Origin of the sequence: Stanieria cyanosphaera PCC 7437, assembly GCF_000317575.1 — a bacterium.
In the GTDB taxonomy this organism is placed as follows: domain Bacteria; phylum Cyanobacteriota; class Cyanobacteriia; order Cyanobacteriales; family Xenococcaceae; genus Stanieria; species Stanieria cyanosphaera.
Map to the genome: position 1 here is coordinate 4,686,626 of NC_019748.1, position 20,553 is coordinate 4,707,178.

The window sequence follows — 20,553 nt, forward strand, 5'->3', positions numbered from 1 at the left end:
TTAAGACAAAATCCAATTTAAATTTTCAGTAAATACACTAAAGTTTGTTCTTTTCGTTTATTATACTAGGATAAAATCTGCGTAGAGATACCTAAGTATTTTACTGAGGTCTAAAAAATTCATAATTGGATTTTTTGTTCTTATTTTTTAATTAAAAACTTTTATGGAATCAACCAAAATTAACCATTCAACTTTTGAACCTAATTTAATACCTTTAGTTATTAAACGTCGATGGTTACCTGCATTAACAGTTTTTACTTCTATTTTAACTCTTGGCATAATTGCAACCAATTTCAAAAAACCTATTTATTCAGCATCCGGAGAATTACTTTATAAAAGAGTCAACCCAACTTATTCTCTGATTAATCCAGCAGCAGAACATCAAGAAAGTAGTTATAACTTAAAAAGCGATCCTTTGACAACTCAATCGGAAATTCTTCGTTCTAAACCTGTTGTTAAAGAAACGTTAGCTCAATTAAATTGGCAAGATGAAAAAGGTAAGCCTATAAAACCTGAGCAATTTCTGGAAAATTTTGACGTTAAAAATCTAACGGGTACAGATATTTTGTCAGTTTCTTATCAATCTCAAAACCCTCAAAAAGCTGCTGAGGCTACTAATACTTTAATTTCTGTTTTTCTACAACAGAATATTGCAGCTAATCGAGCCGAATTAGTAGCTGCTCGCAAGTTTCTTGAAGAACAATTACCCAAAGCACAAGCAACAGTTGCTAACGCTGAATTAGCTCTACGGAATTATAAAGAAAAAAATAAAATTGTCTCTTTAGAAACAGAAGCACCTAAAATTGTTGAGTTGGTTAATCGAATACAGCAACAAATTATTGACTCTAAGGCAGAAATAGCCAAAATTAGTAATGAATCCAATACTTTAAAACAAAAATTAGGGATGGATTCCAATCGAGCAGCATTAATTACTAATCTTAGTCAGTCTCCTGCTGTTCAAGAAGTATTGCAACAACTTCAACAAGTAGAATCAGAATTAGCTCAGGAAAAAAGTCGTTATACAGATAATAATCCTAAAATCGTTGAATTAACAGAAAAAGTTCAATCTCTTAAAAGTTTACTCAACCAACGCATACAACAAATTTCAGGCGATCGCGTTAACTTACTTTATGGTAATCTTCAAAACGGACAACTACAACAAGAACTAACATCCAATTTAATTCAGCTAGAAGCAACTAATCGTGGTTTAGTTAATCAAATAGCTGAATTATCTCAAATCGAAACTGACTATCAAAAAAGAATCAATACTTTTCCTCGCTTAGAGCAACAGCTAAAAGCTTTACAGCGAGAATTAGAAGTGTCTCAATCCACTTACGCTTTACTACTACAAAAATTCCAAGAAGTCAGAATTGCAGAAAATCAAAATACAGGTGATTTTCGCGTTGTCTCTGAAGCAGTTGTTCCAGCAGAACCAGTTCCCTACAAAGCGATTAGCTATCTAGCTTCAGGATTATTAGCTACCCTAGTAGCAGTAGGTACAATTTACCTGTTAGAAATACTTGATAAATCGATTAAAACTCTTGAAGAAGCCAAGCAGATTTTTGGTTATACATGGCTAGGTATTATTCCTGCTGCCGAGCAATCTAAACTACCAGAACTAAGCAAGCAAGAAGTAGATCCTTTAATTCCTAAACTATTTGTCCGAGACTATTCTGCTTTTGCGATTAGCGAATCTTATCGGATGCTTCAATCTAACCTTCGGTTTCTCAGTTGCGATCAAAAAATTAAAACTATAGTTGTTACCAGTTCAGTTTCCCAAGAAGGTAAATCTACCATTTCTGCTAATTTGGCTGCTGCAATGGCTCAAGTAGGTCATCGAGTTCTTTTAATTGATGCCCATTTACATCATCCTATCCAACATCGGATCTGGGATTTATACAATAACTGCGGTTTAAGTAATCTAATTGCTGAACAAATCAATCCAAGCTCGGCCATTAAAGAAGTTATGCTCAACTTAGATGTACTGCCGTCAGGAGTTATTCCACCTAGCCCAGTAACTTTGCTTGATTCGCAAAAAATGATTAACTTAATTGATTTTTTTGCTACACGTTATGATTTCGTAATTATCGATACACCTGCTTTAAATTTTGCACCTGATGCGTCGATTATTGGCAGAATAACTGATGGGATTTTATTAGTAGTCAAGCCTGGAGTTGTTGATCAAACTAACGCCAAATTTACTAAAGAACTTCTAGAACAATCTGGACAAAATGTTTTAGGTATTGTCGTTAATGGTGTAAGTCCTACCTCAGAGCCTCATGGATACTATTATCATAGTCTTGAACATAGACTAACTAAAGAACAACCAAAATTATTAGGACAACCAAAAGAAGAATTATGGGAAACTATTTCTCGTCTAGCAAGAGAATCTAAACAGAAAACTTCTTTCAATTCCACAGTTAATTTAGAAGAACTAGATCATACTCCCATAGAAAAATTAAAAGAAATTGTTAATCAATTTCAACGAGATTTAGATATTTTAACTAAACTAGTTAAAGAACAAGAAGAAGAATTGTCTCTACAACGCCAAACTGTCAAAAGGTTACAAAGAAAACTTAATATTGCTACAGATCAAGATCGTTTTACCTTAGAACAAAAACTTGCTCAAGAACAAGAAATAAGAAGTATGCTTGATGAAACATTAGTTGGTCAGCGACGCAACTTAGAAAAAAGAAAAGAAATTTTGCGCCAATATCAGCAAATCTTATCACTTAGACAAACTAGTTTGAAAGAATAATTTTTCCTGATTTTATATATAAAATACATTACTCTCTTTATCAATTTAGTTTAACTGTATCTTGCAGGGAACGACAATGAATGTCAAAATTAAATCAAACTGCTAATTATTAAGAGAAAATAAAAAAAAGTAGATAACAAGTTTATTGGTAAAACCTCGGAGATAATTTTATGACTGTTGAAAACGTAGAAACTAATGGCAATCAAGTTCAAACAGTAGAATCAGACCACCATACTGACGAACAACAAGCAAAAACTTTAAGCTTATCAGTACACAAAAATACTTTACTTCCTGGTAATCGTCCTGTTGAACCTAGTCATCTCCAAGTAGTTAGTACTTATTCTTCAGTAGGTGCTGCTCGTCCTATCGTTAAAAGTGGGATGAAAATTAGTAACTCCTTAACTGTTTCTGGTACCAGACCGATCGCGGTTAGTACTTTAAAAGTCAGCGAAACTTACTCAGTTATGGGCAATCGTCCTGTTGCTTCTAACGAAATTGATGATCCTTCTACTTTAATGGGATACATTGATTAAATTTAACCAAGTAATCAAAGGCATGGCAGCAGCCATGCCAAAAACTCTTCTTCAAAATTTTTAATCTTCAGCAAAAATATAACGATGTAACTCGCTAGGAGATGGTTCGGGACTAGTTTCAGCAAATTGAACCGCCTCATCAATTTCAGCTTGAATCTTTTTCTGAATTTCTTTGAGTTCTTCGCTGCTGGCTAAACTATTGTTTTGAAGATATTTAGCAAATCTTTCAATCGGATCTTTTTCTGCCCAATATTCTTTTTCTTCTGGAGAACGCAATTCATCAGGATCGGCTAGAGAATGACCACGAAAACGATAGGTTAACGCTTCAATTAAAGTTGGCCCCTCTCCTGCACGAGCGCGAGCGATCGCTTCTTGAGCAACCGCACGAACTGCTAATACATCCATACCATCAACTTCATAACCAGCCATATCAAACACACTGGCTTTTTTGTAGATTTCTGGTTGAGAAGTAGCTCGTTCATGAGCCATCCCAATTGCCCATTTATTATTTTCTACTACATAAATCATCGGCAACTTCCACAAAGCTGCCATATTCAAACATTCAAAAAATTGACCGTTGTTGCTTGCTCCATCGCCAAAAAAGCAAACTGATACTTGATCAAAATTATCATCTCCTAAAGCTTCTCTACGATATTTACTTTGAAAAGCTGCCCCTGTAGCAACAGGAATTCCCTCAGCTACAAACGCATATCCTCCCAGTAGTTTATGTTCGGCAGAAAACATATGCATCGAACCACCGCGACCTTTACTACAGCCTGTTTCTTTACCAAATAACTCTGCCATGACTTCGCGAGCAGGTACACCAGCACTAAGAGCATGAACGTGGTCACGATAAGTACTACAAACATAATCTTGGTCTGGTCGCAGAGCTTTAATTACTCCTGTAGAAACTGCTTCTTGACCGTTATATAAATGGACAAAACCAAACATTTTGCCTCGATAATACATTTCAGCACACTTATCCTCAAATAAGCGTCCTAAGACCATGTCCTCATAGAGCATCAATCCTTCTTCTTTAGTAATTTTTATAGAAGTAGAATCGAATTTAGGTAAAGTTCTTTCAGCACACATAGAGTCTGTAGTATTTTTATAAAACACAAATAACTATTCAATCATAAAACAAGCTGTCTAAGCTGATAGACTAACTACGATTGTTGTTGTGATTAAGGTGTAGTTTTTCAAATAACTTTCTTAATTGGTAGTGCGATCGCTTCGCGCCTTGGCTGCGCCAAGATCGTAAATATTGTAGGTTAGGTTAAATCAAGTGCAACCCTCACAAATTTTAATTATTACTTTCTCGTTCTAATAACAAAGTAACAGGGCCATCATTATCAATGCTAACTTGCATCATTGCACCAAATTTTCCTGTGGCTACCTTTAATCCACTTTGTTTTAATTTATGAATAAATTGTTCATATAATATTTCTGCTAAATCGGGTGATGCAGAATTACTAAAAGAAGGACGACGACCTTTGCGACAATCTCCATAAAGAGTAAACTGACTAATTACTAATAGTTCTCCATCAATCTCGACTACCGACTTTTCCCATTTACTACTATTAGAATCTCCTGGAAATAACCTTAACTCTAGACATTTACGTGCCATCCAATCTAGTTCTACTTCTGTATCGCTAGGGGCAATTCCTACTAGTAAATTTAATCCTTTGCCGATTTTACCGACAATTTCTCCATCTACAATTACCGAAGAAGATTTAACTCGCTGAATGACAACCCGCATGATTTTTTTTCTTATCAATGCTCAAAGATCAATTTGTGATTAAACAATTATTCAAACATAATTTAATCAACTAGGTTAAGATAGATTATAAAATAATTAATATATTCAAATAAAATTAAAGGTAACTTTATGGATAGAGGAAAAATTGTTGCCATTATTACTGGGGCAATTTCTATTTTAATTGCGATCGCTTATTTGATTGTGGTTCAGTTACTTGATTTTCGCGGAGAAATGATTCCCGCACCAGTTAGTCAATTACCAAGTGGAGAAACTCTATTTTATTTAGTCAATTGGTTGTCTAAGTTTATAGGTGGCTAAAATTTTGAGCTTTGATTGTAAATGAATAAATTGTTGAGTAAATAAACTTCAGACTCTTCTTTTTTCATAATTGAAAAATTTAATTTTCAGTTAAATTCACTGATTCAAATCACCATTAAATCAAACTTCAAAAGCTATAAACAAAACAATTAGCCAACCTAACTTAAGAGATAATTGTATGAAAAATAAACTCTGGTTAACTTTTGTTTGGTTATTTGGTTATGGCTTAGTTTTTCCCAGTCAACTATTAGCAACTCAGTTTAATAATTTAGCTTCAACAAAACAATCTGCTTGGTTGGCTTTAAATCAGATTTATAGTGTTGTTGAGCAAGTTAATAAATTAACAGAAAAAACAACTTGTAAGTTAGATGACGATCAGATTAAACCTAATAACTATCAAATTTGGCTTAATCGAGGCATTAATCTGCAACAGTTTAAGAAGTATCAAGAATCAATTTTATGTTTTGACCGCGCTTTATTAATTGAACCAAATTTAGCTTCAGCTTGGTTACGTCGTGGAATTGCTTTAAGTCACCTTCAAAAATATCAATCAGCAAATTTATCTTATCAACAAGCACTAAAACTAAATCCTGATGATTATATTAGTTGGTATAATCAGGCTTATGCGTTGACAAAATTAGGTAAATTTAAATTATCACTTATAGCTTACGAACAAGCAATTAAAATAAAACCTGAAGAACACTTAGCTTGGTATTATCGCGGTAAAACTCTCGAAAAAATTGGTAAATATAATCAAGCGATCGCATCTTATCAACAAGTTTTAAAAATTGAACCAGATTATTATTTAGCCTGGTATAGTCAAGGAAATTTATTGACTAAACAAAAACGTTATCAAGCAGCAATTATTGCATATCAACAAGTATTAAAAATTAAACCAGAAGAATATTTAGCTTGGTATAATCAAGGAAATCTTTTCTTAACTTTAAAACAATATCGACAAGCGATCGCAGCTTACAATCATGCTATTACCATTAATCCCGAATACGAACAAGCATGGAATAATCGTGGTGCTGCTTTTGAAGGATTAAAACAAATCAATCAAGCGTTAGAATCTTATAATCAAGCCTTGCAAGTTAATCCCAATTATCAAACACCTCTCAATAACCGTCATCGTTTATTAAGTAAAGGAATATAAAAGCTTAACAATAATCTATACAATAATTAGATCAACTGGTTACCGATCACTGATAAGCGATCACTGATAATTAATAGCGGTTTATCATATAAAACAGCAGTATCGAGAGAATCAATGGCAACAATCAGATTAATGCACGCTAAACTTCATCGTGTGAGGGTAACCGAAGCAAATGTCAATTATGTCGGAAGTATTACTATTGACCAAGATTTGATGGACAAAGTGGGCATTTTACCCCTAGAAGAAGTTGATGTAATTAATCTCAATAATGGCAAACGTTGGTCTACTTACGCAATTCCTGGTAAAGCTGATACAGGGGAAATTTGTCCCAATGGTGGTGCAGCCTTATTATGTCAACCAGGAGATCTTTTAATTATTATCGCTTATGAACAACGCGATCGCGAAGAAGTAATGCAAAACGGACATCAAGCAAAAGTATTAGTCGCCGACGAACAAAATCGTTGTCAAGAATTTATTTATCAAGGTCTTAATCCAGAAGACAATCGATTACAATTTTATTCTTCTTCAACAAAATCTTAGAAAGGATTACGGATACTATCAACGTCCAAATTAAACTGACACAATTTATGAAATAATAACAAGCTTTAGATTTTGTAACTAAAAACTGTTATTTCTACCTATTAAGTGGGAACTATACAAGTGGTTTTAACTAGCTATGGATTAGCTAGATTGAGGAGTGATATGAAAATTAACCAGCTTGTTACAGTTCAGAATGTCAGTAATCAGAAACGATGGCAATTACAATCAACTACCATTTTATGTTTGGGAACAGCTTTACTTGTTTGCCAAGGAGGAAATGCTACTGCCATCGAAGTAGAAAATAATCAATCTCAAAAAACGGCATCGGTAACCACTCATGAAAATTTACTTAAACAAATTGATCGCTACAATCAAAATCAATCCTTCTCACAGGTAAGTAATGTCTCTCAATTACGCGATGTTTCTCCTACAGATTGGGCTTATGAAGCGTTACGCTCTTTAGTAGAACGCTATGGTTGTATTGTTGGTTATCCTAATCAAACTTTTCGTGGTGATCAATCTCTTTCTCGTTATGAATTTGCTGCTGGTTTAAATGCTTGTTTGAATCAAATCGAAAGATTAATTGCTGCTTCTGAGACGGTAACCAGAGAGGATTTGGATAAGTTGCAAAGATTGACAGAAGAATTTCAAAGCGAATTAGCCACTCTCAACGGTAGAGTAGATCAATTAGAAGAACGTACTACTTTTTTAGAGGATCATCAGTTTTCAACCACTACCAAATTATCAGGAGAAGTAATTTTTAGTTTGGCTAGTATTTTTACTGGAGATGATGCTAATGGTAATGAAGTAGATCGAATTCCAGTTTTGGGCGATCGCGCGAGGTTAGCATTTAATACTAGTTTTACAGGCGAAGATTTACTCCTAACTTTCTTCTCAACTGGTAATTTTCCTTTTTTTAGTGATGTTACCAATACTTTTGAAGGACAAATCGGTTTCAGTGAAGATGTTGACAATAATTTGAGGTTAATTACCGCATCCTATTATTTCCCTCTTGGCGATCGCACTCAAGTTGTAGTTGAAGGTTTAGGTGGTTTTGCTTACGATTTTGCCGATACAATCAATCCTCTAGATAGTTACGATGATAGTGGTAGTGGCGCAATTTCTTACTTTGGCAATCGTAACCCGATTTATAATCAAGTTGCTGGTGCAGGTATCGGTACCAGAACTAATTTGGGAGATAACTTTGAAGTTAGTTTAGGTTATTTAGCTGGTGGTGCTAGCGATCCATTAGAAGGAAGCGGTTTGTTAAATGGCCCTTATTCTGCTTTAGGACAAGTAGTTTTTAAACCTAGTGATAGCTTCAAGTTAGGTTTAACCTATGTTCATGCTTATAATGCTAGTGACACTTTTGCAGGTAGCAATTTAGCTAATTTTCGTACTTTTACCGAAACAGAATTTGGCGAAGCAGTACCCACAGTTGGTAACTCCTATGGTGTAGAGGCTTCGTGGCAACTTAGCGATCGCTTTGTTCTCAGTGGTTGGGGTGGTTATACCAATACTCTTACTCTTTCTACTCTCAACGGTACAATTGACCGTGGTAGTCTTGATATTTGGAACTGGGCTGTTACTCTAGCTTTCCCCGATCTTGGTAAACAGGGGAATTTGGGAGGTGTTGTAGTTGGCATGGAACCCAAAGTAACTGATTCTAGTGTTCAACTAGCAGGACTTGATAATACAGATCAAGATACGTCTTTGCACGTAGAAGCTTTTTATCAATATCAACTTACAGATAATATTGCGATTACTCCTGGAGTCATTTGGCTCACAGCACCCAATCATAATCAAGACAATGACGATCTTGTAATTGGTACACTTCGTTCTACCTTTACATTCTAGCGATATTCAAATTACGAAGAAATATCTGTTAGTGTCCTGTTCTCTTTTCCCCATTCTCTTTGTTTTTTTTGTACCAATACTTAAAAGGAAAACTTTTTTATGAAAAGATTAGCCAATAAAGTTGCTGTAATCACAGGTGCAGCTTCAGGGATTGGTGCAGCAACAGCAAAACTGTTTAGTTACGAAGGAGCTAAAGTCGTTATTGCTGATCTTAGAGCAAAAGAAGCTGAACAAACCGCAGCTAGTATTCGTGACGCTGGTGGAGACGCGATCGCTATTCCTACAGATATTTCTAATGCAGAGCAAGTACAAGTACTGTTTGAGAAAACAATTGATATCTACGGTTATCTCAATATTTTACATTGTAATGCTGGTGTCTTAATGATAGGTTCTGCTGACACTCCATCTGATGAACATTGGTACAAAACTTTGTCAGTTAATTTAACAGGGACTTATCTCTGCGTTAAATACGGTATTCCTAAACTAAAACAAACTCAACACAGCACCATAATTATTACTTCTTCTGTATCTGGATTGATGGGTGAACCAGATTTAATGGCTTATGACACAGTTAAAGGAGGGTTGGTGAATTTAACCAGACAATTAGCTGTTGAATATGCCAAAGATGGTATTCGAGTCAATAGCGTTTGTCCAGGATGGATCGATACTCCTTTTAACGATCCTATTTATGAATTAACACCATTAGATGAATCTTCCTTAGGAGAAATTATTCCTCTAGCACGTCAAGGTACTCCAGCAGAAATTGCTTATGCAGTTTTGTTTCTTGCTTCTGAAGAAGCTTCTTATATTACAGGACATAATCTTGTTGTTGATGGAGGCTTAACCGCGAAATTGTAACCAGATGTCAAATATGCAATCCTTTTTATTATTGGTGATCAAACAATTTCCACGTTCCTATAATCTGAAGTTCAATTGATCAATTGTCATTCTAAACACAGTGCAGGAAGAATCTCGCAAGATACTTGATCTTACTTTCTGCTCAAAAGTTTTTGGTTTGGGCAGAATTTTTTTTTGTATGAATAAAATGTAAAGAAAACAAAATTAGATATTTTATACAAATATACTGATTGTGGTTTTTAACTAACATAAAAATTACAATTATAACTTTTTAAGTAAATTTTCTATTTAAATAGGTTATTGGTTACGATTGGACTCTCGACTTTATCTTTTGTTTAAATAATTAATCAAATTCTCAATTGACAATTTATTGACTTTTTATTAAACTAATTTTTAAGTTAAGTAATTTTTCACGCTTTCTCTTCAAATTCATTTTATAACTGCTTTAAACAAAACATTATTTGATTACTATTTTTTAAGGGGTTTGTCACTAAGACAAATCACCAATAATTATATTAATTAATCACACTTGTTAACTGGATAACCATTGAACATTGATAGTTAAGAAATATGTTTTGACTATCTATATATTTGTTTGAGTAATTAACTACCAACAAAATCACTATTTTTAGTGGTTAATACCCCAACCATAATTTTTATATAAATCGCTTAATCCTTCTTCCTAATAACTAATCCAGGAAAAACAAATGTTTGAAGCAGTTAAAGATATGTGCATTCATCAGTTAGTAGAAACTCAAGTTGCAAAAACGCCTGATGCAATAGCTGTTATCTTTGAAAACCAACAACTGACATACCGAGAACTCAACGAAAAAGCTAATCAACTTGCACACTATCTTAGAAGTCTAGGTGTTCAACCAGAAACATTAGTAGGAGTCTGTGTAGAGCGATCGCTTGAGATGATCGTTGCACTTTTAGGTATTCTTAAAGCTGGTGGTGCTTATGTCCCTCTAGATCCTGCTTATCCTCAAGAGCGATTAGCCTCCATAACTGAAGATGCTCAATTTCCAGTTTTATTAACTCAGAAACATTTAACAGAAGCACTTCCTCAACATCAAGCACAAACAGTCTTTTTAGAAAAAGATTGGCAAATATTTTCTGAACAATCAATCAATAATCTGATTAACGAAACAAAATCAAACAATCTTGCCTATGTACTCTACACATCGGGTTCTACAGGTAAACCCAAAGGCGTAGCAATTGAACATCGTAATACAGTTGCTTTAATTGATTGGGCTACAAGATTTTTTACTTGCGAGCAATTACAAGGAGTATTAGCTTCTACTTCAGTTTGTTTTGATCTCTCTATATTTGAAATATTTGTAACTCTGAGTTGCGGTGGTAAAATTATTTTGGCTCAAAATGCGCTTCAATTGCCTAAACTGATAGCAGCTAAAGAAGTCACGTTAATTAATACTGTTCCATCAGCGATCGCAACTTTGTACCAAATTCATGGTATTCCCAAATCAGTTAATACTATCAATTTAGCAGGTGAGCCTCTACAAAATTCTTTAGTACAAAAACTTTACCAGCTAGATCATATTAGACAAGTTGTAAATCTTTATGGCCCAACAGAAGATACAACTTATTCTACTGTTGCCGTAATTCCAAAAGGATGGGATCAAATTCCTCTAATTGGTCGTCCAATATCCAATACACAGATTTATTTAGTAGAATATCCAGCCCGTAGAAAAAATGATCCACTTAAACTTGTTCCTGATGGTATAGAAGGAGAAGTATATATAAGTGGTGCAGGTTTAGCCAGAGGCTACCTTAATCGTCCAGAATTAACTGCTGAAAAGTTTATTACTAATCCCTTTAGTAACGAACCCGATGCCAGACTTTACAAAACTGGAGATTTAGCGGTTTATTTACCTGATGGTAATCTTAAATATCTTGGTCGTATTGATCATCAAGTCAAGATTCGTGGCTTCCGAATTGAAATAGGAGAAATAGAAAGTGTTCTTATTCAAAATCCCGAGGTAAGAGAAGCTGTAGTTGTTCCTAGAGAAGGTGAATCTGGAGATAAAAACTTAGTTGCTTATGTTGTTCCCAAAACCGAATCAGATAATTCAGAACTATTAACAGTAACAGATTCTTCTCTTAACGAAGAGGTTCAACAATGGATTAAAGTATGGAACGACACTTACAGTCAGTCTTCCGATAGTTGCGATCCTACATTTGATTTCACTGGTTGGAATGATAGTTTTACAGGTTCGCTCATGTCAGGCGAAGAAGTTCATGAATGGGTTGATTGTACTATTGAGAGAATTCTCTCTTTCCGCCCTCAAACAGTATTAGAAATTGGTTGTGGTATGGGGCTACTGTTATTTCGTCTTGCACCTCACTGCACCCATTATTCTGGTATAGATTTATCCGCCGAAGCTATTAATCATATTGAGCAAAGATTAAGCAAAGAAAATCTTGATCATGTTGATGTAATAGCTAAACCAGCCCATGATCTAGAAGAATTTGAACCAAAATCTTTTGATACTATTATTATTAACTCGGTTATTCAGTACTTCCCAAACATCAATTATTTAGTTCAAGTTTTAGAAAAGGCTGTTAAATTGGTCAAACCAGGAGGTCGAATTTTTATCGGTGACGTTCGTAGCTTACCCCTCCTAGAAGCTTTTCATACTGGAGTTCAACTTGCTCAAGTTCCTGATTTTCTTCCTTGTGACCAACTCAAACAACGTATCCAGACAAGAATCGCTCAAGATAAAGAGCTTGTTATTCATCCTGACTTTTTCCATGTTTTAAAACATAATCTTCCTCAAATTAGTCAGGTTGAAACTTTACTGAAGCGTGGTCATACTCAAAACGAATTAATTAGATTTCGTTCTGATGTAATATTGCACGTTGAAACTAAAATAGAAACAATTAGTGAACCTTTATGTTTTGATTGGGAACAACAACAGCTATCAATTCCCAAAATTTATCAATTACTACAAGAAAATAAGCTAGAAACTCTCAGAATTACCAACATCCCTGATGCAAGAATTATTGCGGAGGTCAAAGGAACAGAAATACTGGTTAGTAATAACAAACCAGAAACCGTAGAAAAACTAAAACACCGCATCCACGAATTGTCTCAATCAACGGGAATTCATCCCGAACAATTTTGGAGTTTGTCGGAAAAGTTTCCTTATCAGGTTTACATCACTTGGACAGAATCCTACGCAGTTGGCAAATATGATGTAATCTTGCAACCTAAATCACAAACTCAACAAAATATTTTAGCTTTACCAGAACCAGTATTAGAATTCAAACCTTGGAAAGCTTATGCCAATAATCCTGTTCAAGAAAAAAATACTTTAATTCCCAAACTCCGAGCGTTTTTGAAGGATAAATTACCTAAGTATATGGTTCCTTCTGCATTCGTAATGATGGAAAGTTTACCCTTAACGCCCAATGGCAAAATTGACCGTCGCGCTCTACCAGACCCCAAAAAAGAACGACCAGTTTTGAATGAAGATTATATTGCTCCTTCAACTCTTTTAGAAGAACAGCTTGCTGAAATTTGGTCTGAGATTTTAGAAATTGACCAGATTGGCGTTAAAGACAACTTTTTTGAACTGGGAGGACATTCTCTTTTAGCTGCTCAAATGCTCGCTCAAGCAGAAGAAGTAATTGATGTTGCCTTACCTATTTTTTATTTACTCAAAGAGCCAACCATTACCGGATTAATCGAAGGAATAAATGTTGTCCAAAATTCTGGCTCTGCTTTTCCCATTCAACAAAAAGCTGAGATTGATTGGCAATTTGAAACTACCTTAGACCCAACAATTCAACCCGAAATACCTTTTATTGAATTTACTTCTGAACCTGAACATATCTTTTTGACTGGTGCAACTGGTTTTCTTGGTGCTTTTTTACTCGATGAACTTCTCAAAGAAACTTCAGCCAATATTTACTGTTTAGTCCGTGCCTCAAATTTTGAAGCAGGACGACAAAAAATTCAAGCTAATTTAGAACGTTATTTACTCTGGAATTCTGAAATAGCTTCGAGAATTATTCCTGTGATTGGAGATTTATCTGAGCCTCTCTTAGGATTAACTAAGGAACAATTTCAAACATTGGCTAGTAAACTTGATCTAATTTATCATGCTGGTGCATTTGTCAATTTAGTCTATTCCTACGCTTCCCTAAAACCTATTAATGTACTGGGAACTCAAGAAATTTTACGATTAGCTAGTTTAGGCAAAGTTACTCCTGTTCATTACATTTCCACAATCGATGTACTTAAGCCTCTGACTAATTTTGGTAAGAAAGTAATTGGAGAAAATGAACATCTTGATTCTGGTCAAGAGGTAGATAAAGGTTATACACAAACTAAATGGGTTGCAGAACAACTGATTATTGCTGCTCGTTCTAGAGGAATCCCCACTTGTATTTACAGACCTGGAATGTTGACTGGTCATAGTCAAACTGGCGCATCCCACACCAATGATTTGATGTGCAGAATTATTAAAGGGATCATACAGCTTGAAGCTGCACCTAATTTAAATCATTGGGTTAACTTAATTCCAATCGATTACGCTAGCAAAGCAATTGTTCATCTGTCAAGACAGCACAAATCTTTAGATCAAGCTTTTCATATCGTTAATCCTGAACCTTTGCCTTGGAAAAAACTTATTGAGCAAATCAGAGATTTGGGTTACAACATTCAACTACTTCCTCATCAAGATTGGCAAGCTAAACTACTTAACTTAAGTAGTGATGCAGATAATGCATTGATTCCAATGCGATCGCTTTTTACAGAAAAATCTGAAAATCAGATGACTTATCTCGAAACTTTTCTTTCAACAGCCAGAGCTTTTGATTGCCAAAACACTCTTAATGGACTTGCCAAAACTTCAATTATTTGTCCTTCTATTCATACCAATCTTCTAAAAATTTATTTTTCCTACTTTATAAAAAATGGCTTTCCATATCCTGACGCTCAACCAAACACCAAAATGTTAAAAGTCGGCTCTATTGGGGAACTATTAAGCATATAAGTAGATTTAAGATTTTTATAAATTTATGGATAGGTCTATACGCAATTCTATTGGTTCAACCTTATTTTTCTATGTGCTAGGTGGTGCTTTAGTAGGTTTAGGAGGTATGTCCTATTTCTTTTATCAAGCCTTAGAAAATCGTGCTACGCAAGAAATACAAAGTAATCTCAGCACTCAAGTTAAATCAATAGAAGGAAAACTTGGTAGAGCAGAACAAACCATGTTAGGGCTAGTGGCAGGAATTAAAAGCCTCAATTATTTAGGAACCAAAGATCCAGATGCCTATGAAAAAATGATTTTAGAAGTTGTCAAAAAACGTTCATCTTTAACGATGGGTACAGGTTTTGGACAAGCTCCCTATAAAGTTCTGCCTAATCAAAAATTTTATTGGCCTTACTTTTTTCTCGATCAAAATATTTCGGATCAAGTTGGTCAACCTTTACCACCTCCTTTTGATAATATCAGGCAAACAGATGTCTGTGAACTAGACTCTAGCTGCGTCGAGCAAGAATACTATACTTTACCTGTTGCAGCGAATGGTTCTATCTGGATGGAACCCTATGAATGGGCGGGTATAGCTCTGACAACAGTTACTGCTCCTGTATTAAATATGGAACAAGAGCTAATAGGTGTTGTTGGATTAGATGTTAATGTTACTGCCTTAACTGAAGAAATTGAAGCACCATCTCGTTGGGGAAGTGGATACTTTATGATTCTAAGTGAAAACGGTAATCTACTTGCATATCCTCCAAATTCACAAAAAGCTAAGGATTTGGCAACTTATAAAGATATTCCAGAACTACAAGCTGTGTGGCAAACAATTGGCAAAAGTGACTCTGGACTTTTTGTGCTAGAGGGGAACTACTGGGCATATCAACATATAGAAGGAACTAATTGGCTGATGTTAGCAGCAGTTCCTCAATCAGTTGTCTTACTTCCTGTACTTGCTATTGCTCTGGGAGGCGCATTGGGTGCAGGTGCTATTTTGGCTTTTGTAGTATTTTTATTTGTTCACAGACTTAACTCTCGTTTACAACCAATTCTGGAAGAGTGCCAAAAGTTAGCACAAACAGATAATAACAATGAAAAATTACAAATAGCAGGTGCTGATGAACTAGAAGTTTTAGAACATTCTTTTAATCGCATGACTGCTCAATTAAAAGCCTCTTTTGAAGAATTAGAACTGAGAGTAGAAGAAAGAACTGCCGAATTACAACAAGCAAAGTCAGCAGCCGATACTGCCAATCAAGCTAAAAGCGAATTTCTCGCTAATATGAGTCATGAATTAAGAACTCCTCTTAATGGCATTTTAGGCTATGCCCAAGTTCTTCAGCAATCTAGAACTATGTCTGAGAAAGAGAAAAAGGGAGTTGATATTATTAATCAGTGTGGTTCTCATCTGTTGACTTTGATTAATGATGTTCTGGATCTTTCCAAAATCGAAGCTCGAAAAATGGAACTACATGGAACAGAGTTTCATTTTCCTTCTTTTATTCAGGGAGTTGTTGAAATTTGTCGGATTAAAGCTGACCAGAAAGGTATTGCTTTTGTTTATCTAGAAGAAGGTCAATTACCAGTTGGTGTTCAGACTGATGACAAACGTTTACGTCAAGTCTTAATCAATTTACTCAGTAATGCAATTAAATTTACTGACGAAGGCACGGTAACTTTTTTAGTTTACTCTCAAAAAGTAGAAAATAGTCAAGAAAACCAATTTCTTTATCGTCTTCGTTTTCAGATAGAAGATAGTGGGATTGGTATCAGTCCAGAGCATTTAACCAAAATCTTTTTGCCTTTTGAACAGGTAGGAAGTGTCGAAAAACAATCCGAAGGAACAGGACTAGGATTAGCTATTACCCAACAAATTGTTGCCATGATGGGCAGTACCATTCAAGTAGTAAGTGAATTAGGAAAAGGTAGTACTTTTTGGTTTGATGTTGATTTACCAGAAACTACAAGTTGGATCAAATCTGCTAAGTTAGTCTCCGAAGGTATTATTGTAGGTTTTAAAACTAAGATTTCGTCTAGCGAACTAACTTCTGACATCGAATTTTCAGCTTGTACACTTGATCAAAAACGGAAAATTTTGATAGTAGACGACCGCTGGGAAAATCGTTCTGTAGTCATGAATTTACTAGAGCCATTGGGTTTTGAAGTTTTAGAAGCAGAAAATGGTCAGGATGGTTTAGATAAATTTGCTCAAAACCAACCAGATTTAATCATTACTGATATATCAATGCCAATTCTGGATGGCTACGAAATGCTTTCCCAAATACGTTCTTCTCCTCAAGGACAAGATGTAGTAGTAATTGTGTCTTCTGCTAGTGTTTTTGAAAGTGACAGGCAAAAAAGTTTAAATGCTGGAGCTAATGACTTTTTGCCCAAACCCATTCAAGCTGAAAATTTGTTGACTTCGTTACAAAACCTCTTAGAACTAGAGTGGATTTACGAAGAAACTAAATCAATTGAAACATTGGCTCAAACAAATGATGTTATTTCTAATACTACTGATATTGTTCCACCATCTACCGAAGATTTAGCTTTACTTCTCGATCTAAGTCGTAAAGGTTTAATTAATAATGTTCTTACTGAGATTGAACGTATTGAAAAACTAGATGCCAAGTTTATTCCTTTTGTGTTGCAGATACGCAAATTTGCTGAAAAATTTCAGCTTAAACAATTACGATCATTTATTGAGCAGTATTCATAAAAATAAAACAAAAAAAGGGAATAGTAAATGGGGAATAGAAAACAAAAAAATATAAATGATCTCAATGATTTTAAAGATTTAAGAATCTGGCAATAAGGGATAGAAATAGCAGAAAAATATTATTTATTAACCAAGTATTTTTTTCAAGAAGAATTATATGAAATAGTTCAACAAAGCAGAAAGTCAGCAGTATCTATTTCCGCAAGATGGGAAGCGTTACACAGCCGAATACCTCAGATTTATTAATATAGCTCAAGGTTAAATTAATGAATTAGAAACACATTTAATAATCTCTCAATGAGTAGGATTATGTGATTTAAAAAATTTAGAATTTATCACCTCATTATTAAAACAAGAAAGTCGTATGATTACGGCTCTAATTAAAAAACTAAAAAATAAACTTATTCCCCATTTTTATTCAAATTATTATAAAGAATCGAGGCAAAAATGACAGTTAATCCAGTTGGGCAAAGTATTTTAATCGTCGATGATAATCCTAATAATTTAGAAGTACTTTCAGAAACTTTAATGAGTGCAGGATTTCAAGTTGCCGTCGCACTTGATGGAGAAACTGCTATTGAGCAAATCGAGTATCATCAACCAGAGCTAATTTTGCTCGATATTATGATGCCTGGAATTGACGGTTTTGAAACTTGCCGAAGAATTAAAGCAAATGCTGCTACTACCGATATTCCCATTATTTTTATGACTGCTCTCTCAGATACACAACACAAAGTCCAAGGTTTTAGTCTGGGTGCTGTCGACTATATTACTAAACCTTTTCAACAAGAAGAAGTAATAGCTAGGGTTAGAGTCCAACTGCAGCTACGTAACTTGAGTAGAACTATGGACCAACAAAATAAAATTCTTAAAAATGAAATTTCACAACGAGAAACGGCGGAGAATTCTTTAATTAAGCTTAATCAAGAATTAGAACAACGCGTTCAAGAACGTACGACTAAATTACTAAAAACTCTTCAACAACTTCGACACACTCAAGTTAGATTGCTACAACAAAAAGAAGAATTAGAAATTAGGGTTCAAGAGCGTACTGCAGAACTAGCCAGAAGTATTACAGAAGCAGAAAAAGCTCGTACTGAAGCGGAAAAAGCCAATCAGTCAAAAAGTACTTTTCTAGCTAATATGAGTCATGAATTACGCACACCTATGAATGCCATCATTGGTTATAGTGAAATGTTGATGGAAGAAGCAGAAGATCTTGGTCAAGAAGACTTTCTTCCCGATCTTCATAAAATACATGGTGCTGCGAAACATCTTTTAAGTTTAATTAACGACATTCTTGACTTGTCTAAAATTGAGGCAGGCAGAATGGAACTTTATCCAGAACATTTTGAGGTTCGCAATCTAGTTGAAGATGTAGTTGCGACAATTCAGCCTTTAGTTGAAAAAAATGGTAATCATTTAAAGATCGATTTACCCGACAATTTGGGTACGATGCATACAGATTTGATTAAAATTAGACAGAGTTTATTTAATCTTTTGAGTAATTCGTGTAAATTTACAGAAAACGGGACTATAACTCTTAAAGTTGAGCGATATCTCAATTCGGGACACCATTGGCTGAGTTTGCAAGTTAAAGATACAGGCATTGGTATGAGTCCAGAACAATTGAGTAGATTATTTCAAGCTTTTACTCAAGCAGATGCTTCTACTACTCGTAAATATGGAGGAACTGGTTTAGGGCTAGCAATTACTAAACGGTTTTGTCAGATGATGGGCGGTGATATTGTGGTCGAAAGTCAATTTGGCAAAGGTTCTACTTTTACGATTCACCTACCAATCGAAGTTAAGAAATTAGTCAAATCAGGAAAAGGCGATCGCAATGTTAAACAGTTGGATACTCATTCAGCAGGTCAAAACACTATTTTAGTAATTGATGACGATCCTACAATCCACGATTTAATCAGCCGTTTTCTTTCTAAACAAGGATTTAAAGTTGTAGCTGCTACTAGTGGACAGGAAGGGTTGCGTTTAGCTAAACAACTCCAGCCACAAGCAATTACTCTTGATGTGATGATGCCTGAAATGGATGGTTGGACTGTTCTTGCTGCGCTTAAAGCTGACCCAGAATCATCTCATATTCCTGTAATCATGATGAGTATTGTCGATAATCAAAACTTGGGCTATGCTTTGGGTGCTGCTGACTATCTACTCAAACCAATTAATCGGCAACAGTTAGTCTCAGTTTTACAAAAATATAGTTTAGAGTATTTTGCCAATTCAGTTTTGGTTGTTGAAGATGATGACAATACAAGAGAAATTATAGCTCGTCAATTGATTAAAGAAGGTTGGCAAGTAACAGCCGTAGAGAATGGACGTAAAGCTTTAGAAGCGATTAATCTCCAAACTCCAGATTTAATTATCTCTGATTTAATGATGCCAGAAATGGATGGTTTTGAATTAATTCACGAACTTCGTCAACAAGAACAATTACGCTCTCTTCCTGTAGTCGTTTTAACTGCCAAAGACTTGACTCAATTAGAACGTCAAAGATTACAGGGACACGTTAACAAAATTTTTCAAAAAGGTAGTTACACGAGCGAGGTTTTGTTGACACAATTACATAATCTTCTATCAGAAGCAATTTCTCGACAGAGTAGTAAACAAGTTGCAGTAATCTAATTCCCTATTCCTTATTTCCTTACAACTATGGCGAAAATCTTGCTAGTTGAAGACAATGAAATGAATCGAGATATGCTTTCTCGAAGATTAGAACGTCGAGGATACGAAGTTGTTATTGCTGTCGACGGTGCAGAGGGAGTTGCTATGACGATTTTAGAACATCCCAACCTTGTTTTAATGGATATGAGTTTACCAATTATGGATGGATGGGAAGCGACTAGACAATTAAAAGCTAATCCTGAAACTAACAACATTCCCGTAATTGCTCTGACTGCTCATGCTATGTCTGGCGATCGCGAAAAAGCCTTTGAAGCTGGCTGTGATGATTATGATACTAAGCCGATAGAGTTGTCTCGTTTACTAGAAAAAATTGCCAATCTTTTGGCAAAATATCAATAAT

The 20,553-nt window shown here is 34.9% G+C and carries 14 protein-coding genes; 12 read left to right on the top strand and 2 right to left on the bottom strand.

Features of this window, described 5'->3' with window-relative positions; genetic code table 11:
- Window positions 1-163: 163 nt before the first annotated feature.
- Entirely contained in the window at window positions 164-2,758 is a 2,595-nt protein-coding gene (locus STA7437_RS20525) for a polysaccharide biosynthesis tyrosine autokinase (protein WP_015195307.1), read from the top strand.
- 170 nt (window positions 2,759-2,928) lie between these two features.
- On the top strand, window positions 2,929-3,291 hold the full coding sequence (locus tag STA7437_RS20530) for a hypothetical protein (RefSeq protein ID WP_015195308.1): 363 nt from the start codon (window positions 2,929-2,931) through the stop codon (window positions 3,289-3,291).
- 60 nt (window positions 3,292-3,351) lie between these two features.
- Here the strand turns inward: STA7437_RS20530 and pdhA are convergent, their stop codons facing one another.
- Together pdhA and dtd are read right to left on the bottom strand one after the other, a co-directional pair.
- The gene (pdhA, locus tag STA7437_RS20535) at window positions 3,352-4,383 is read right to left on the bottom strand and encodes a pyruvate dehydrogenase (acetyl-transferring) E1 component subunit alpha (RefSeq protein ID WP_015195309.1); all 1,032 of its coding nucleotides are present in this window, start codon (window positions 4,381-4,383) and stop codon (window positions 3,352-3,354) included.
- A gap of 211 nt (window positions 4,384-4,594) precedes the next feature.
- On the bottom strand, window positions 4,595-5,050 hold the full coding sequence (gene dtd / locus STA7437_RS20540; RefSeq protein ID WP_015195310.1) for a D-aminoacyl-tRNA deacylase: 456 nt from the start codon (window positions 5,048-5,050) through the stop codon (window positions 4,595-4,597).
- A gap of 129 nt (window positions 5,051-5,179) precedes the next feature.
- Here dtd and STA7437_RS20545 point away from each other — a divergent pair, with 129 nt between their 5' ends.
- From STA7437_RS20545 to STA7437_RS20585, 10 genes are all read left to right on the top strand, one after another.
- Window positions 5,180-5,368, top strand: coding sequence for a hypothetical protein (locus tag STA7437_RS20545; protein WP_015195311.1), 189 nt, complete (start codon window positions 5,180-5,182; stop codon window positions 5,366-5,368).
- Between the two features lie 178 nt (window positions 5,369-5,546).
- The gene (locus STA7437_RS20550; RefSeq protein WP_015195312.1) at window positions 5,547-6,524 is read left to right on the top strand and encodes a tetratricopeptide repeat protein; all 978 of its coding nucleotides are present in this window, start codon (window positions 5,547-5,549) and stop codon (window positions 6,522-6,524) included.
- A gap of 114 nt (window positions 6,525-6,638) precedes the next feature.
- Window positions 6,639-7,064: an aspartate 1-decarboxylase gene (panD, locus tag STA7437_RS20555; RefSeq protein ID WP_015195313.1), complete on the top strand. Its 426-nt coding sequence runs from the start codon at window positions 6,639-6,641 to the stop codon at window positions 7,062-7,064.
- 162 nt (window positions 7,065-7,226) lie between these two features.
- Window positions 7,227-8,921 (top strand): iron uptake porin, encoded by a 1,695-nt coding sequence (locus tag STA7437_RS20560; protein ID WP_015195314.1) that lies wholly within the window; start codon window positions 7,227-7,229, stop codon window positions 8,919-8,921.
- A gap of 99 nt (window positions 8,922-9,020) precedes the next feature.
- Window positions 9,021-9,779, top strand: coding sequence for an SDR family NAD(P)-dependent oxidoreductase (locus STA7437_RS20565; protein ID WP_015195315.1), 759 nt, complete (start codon window positions 9,021-9,023; stop codon window positions 9,777-9,779).
- A 707-nt stretch (window positions 9,780-10,486) separates the two neighbouring features.
- On the top strand, window positions 10,487-14,800 hold the full coding sequence (locus tag STA7437_RS27485; protein ID WP_015195316.1) for an amino acid adenylation domain-containing protein: 4,314 nt from the start codon (window positions 10,487-10,489) through the stop codon (window positions 14,798-14,800).
- Between the two features lie 25 nt (window positions 14,801-14,825).
- Complete coding sequence (locus tag STA7437_RS20575; RefSeq protein ID WP_015195317.1) at window positions 14,826-17,510, top strand: response regulator; 2,685 nt, start codon at window positions 14,826-14,828, stop codon at window positions 17,508-17,510.
- 105 nt (window positions 17,511-17,615) lie between these two features.
- Window positions 17,616-17,756, top strand: a complete 141-nt coding sequence (locus STA7437_RS27780) for a four helix bundle protein (protein ID WP_407696432.1) — start codon at window positions 17,616-17,618, stop codon at window positions 17,754-17,756.
- A gap of 201 nt (window positions 17,757-17,957) precedes the next feature.
- Complete coding sequence (locus tag STA7437_RS20580; RefSeq protein WP_015195318.1) at window positions 17,958-20,153, top strand: response regulator; 2,196 nt, start codon at window positions 17,958-17,960, stop codon at window positions 20,151-20,153.
- 27 nt (window positions 20,154-20,180) lie between these two features.
- A complete protein-coding gene (locus STA7437_RS20585) occupies window positions 20,181-20,552 on the top strand; it encodes a response regulator (RefSeq protein ID WP_015195319.1) in 372 nt (123 codons plus the stop codon).
- The last annotated feature ends 1 nt before the right edge of the window (window position 20,553 follow it).

Bases quoted from the DNA above. Each gene is read 5' to 3' on its own strand.
- STA7437_RS20525 (WP_015195307.1), top strand. From the start codon at position 164: ATGGAATCAACCAAAATTAACCATTCAACTTTTGAACCTAATTTAATA.
- STA7437_RS20530 (WP_015195308.1), top strand. From the start codon at position 2,929: ATGACTGTTGAAAACGTAGAAACTAATGGCAATCAAGTTCAAACAGTA.
- pdhA (WP_015195309.1), bottom strand. From the start codon at position 4,383: ATGTGTGCTGAAAGAACTTTACCTAAATTCGATTCTACTTCTATAAAA.
- dtd (WP_015195310.1), bottom strand. From the start codon at position 5,050: ATGCGGGTTGTCATTCAGCGAGTTAAATCTTCTTCGGTAATTGTAGAT.
- STA7437_RS20545 (WP_015195311.1), top strand. From the start codon at position 5,180: ATGGATAGAGGAAAAATTGTTGCCATTATTACTGGGGCAATTTCTATT.
- STA7437_RS20550 (WP_015195312.1), top strand. From the start codon at position 5,547: ATGAAAAATAAACTCTGGTTAACTTTTGTTTGGTTATTTGGTTATGGC.
- panD (WP_015195313.1), top strand. From the start codon at position 6,639: ATGGCAACAATCAGATTAATGCACGCTAAACTTCATCGTGTGAGGGTA.
- STA7437_RS20560 (WP_015195314.1), top strand. From the start codon at position 7,227: ATGAAAATTAACCAGCTTGTTACAGTTCAGAATGTCAGTAATCAGAAA.
- STA7437_RS20565 (WP_015195315.1), top strand. From the start codon at position 9,021: ATGAAAAGATTAGCCAATAAAGTTGCTGTAATCACAGGTGCAGCTTCA.
- STA7437_RS27485 (WP_015195316.1), top strand. From the start codon at position 10,487: ATGTTTGAAGCAGTTAAAGATATGTGCATTCATCAGTTAGTAGAAACT.
- STA7437_RS20575 (WP_015195317.1), top strand. From the start codon at position 14,826: ATGGATAGGTCTATACGCAATTCTATTGGTTCAACCTTATTTTTCTAT.
- STA7437_RS20580 (WP_015195318.1), top strand. From the start codon at position 17,958: ATGACAGTTAATCCAGTTGGGCAAAGTATTTTAATCGTCGATGATAAT.
- STA7437_RS20585 (WP_015195319.1), top strand. From the start codon at position 20,181: ATGGCGAAAATCTTGCTAGTTGAAGACAATGAAATGAATCGAGATATG.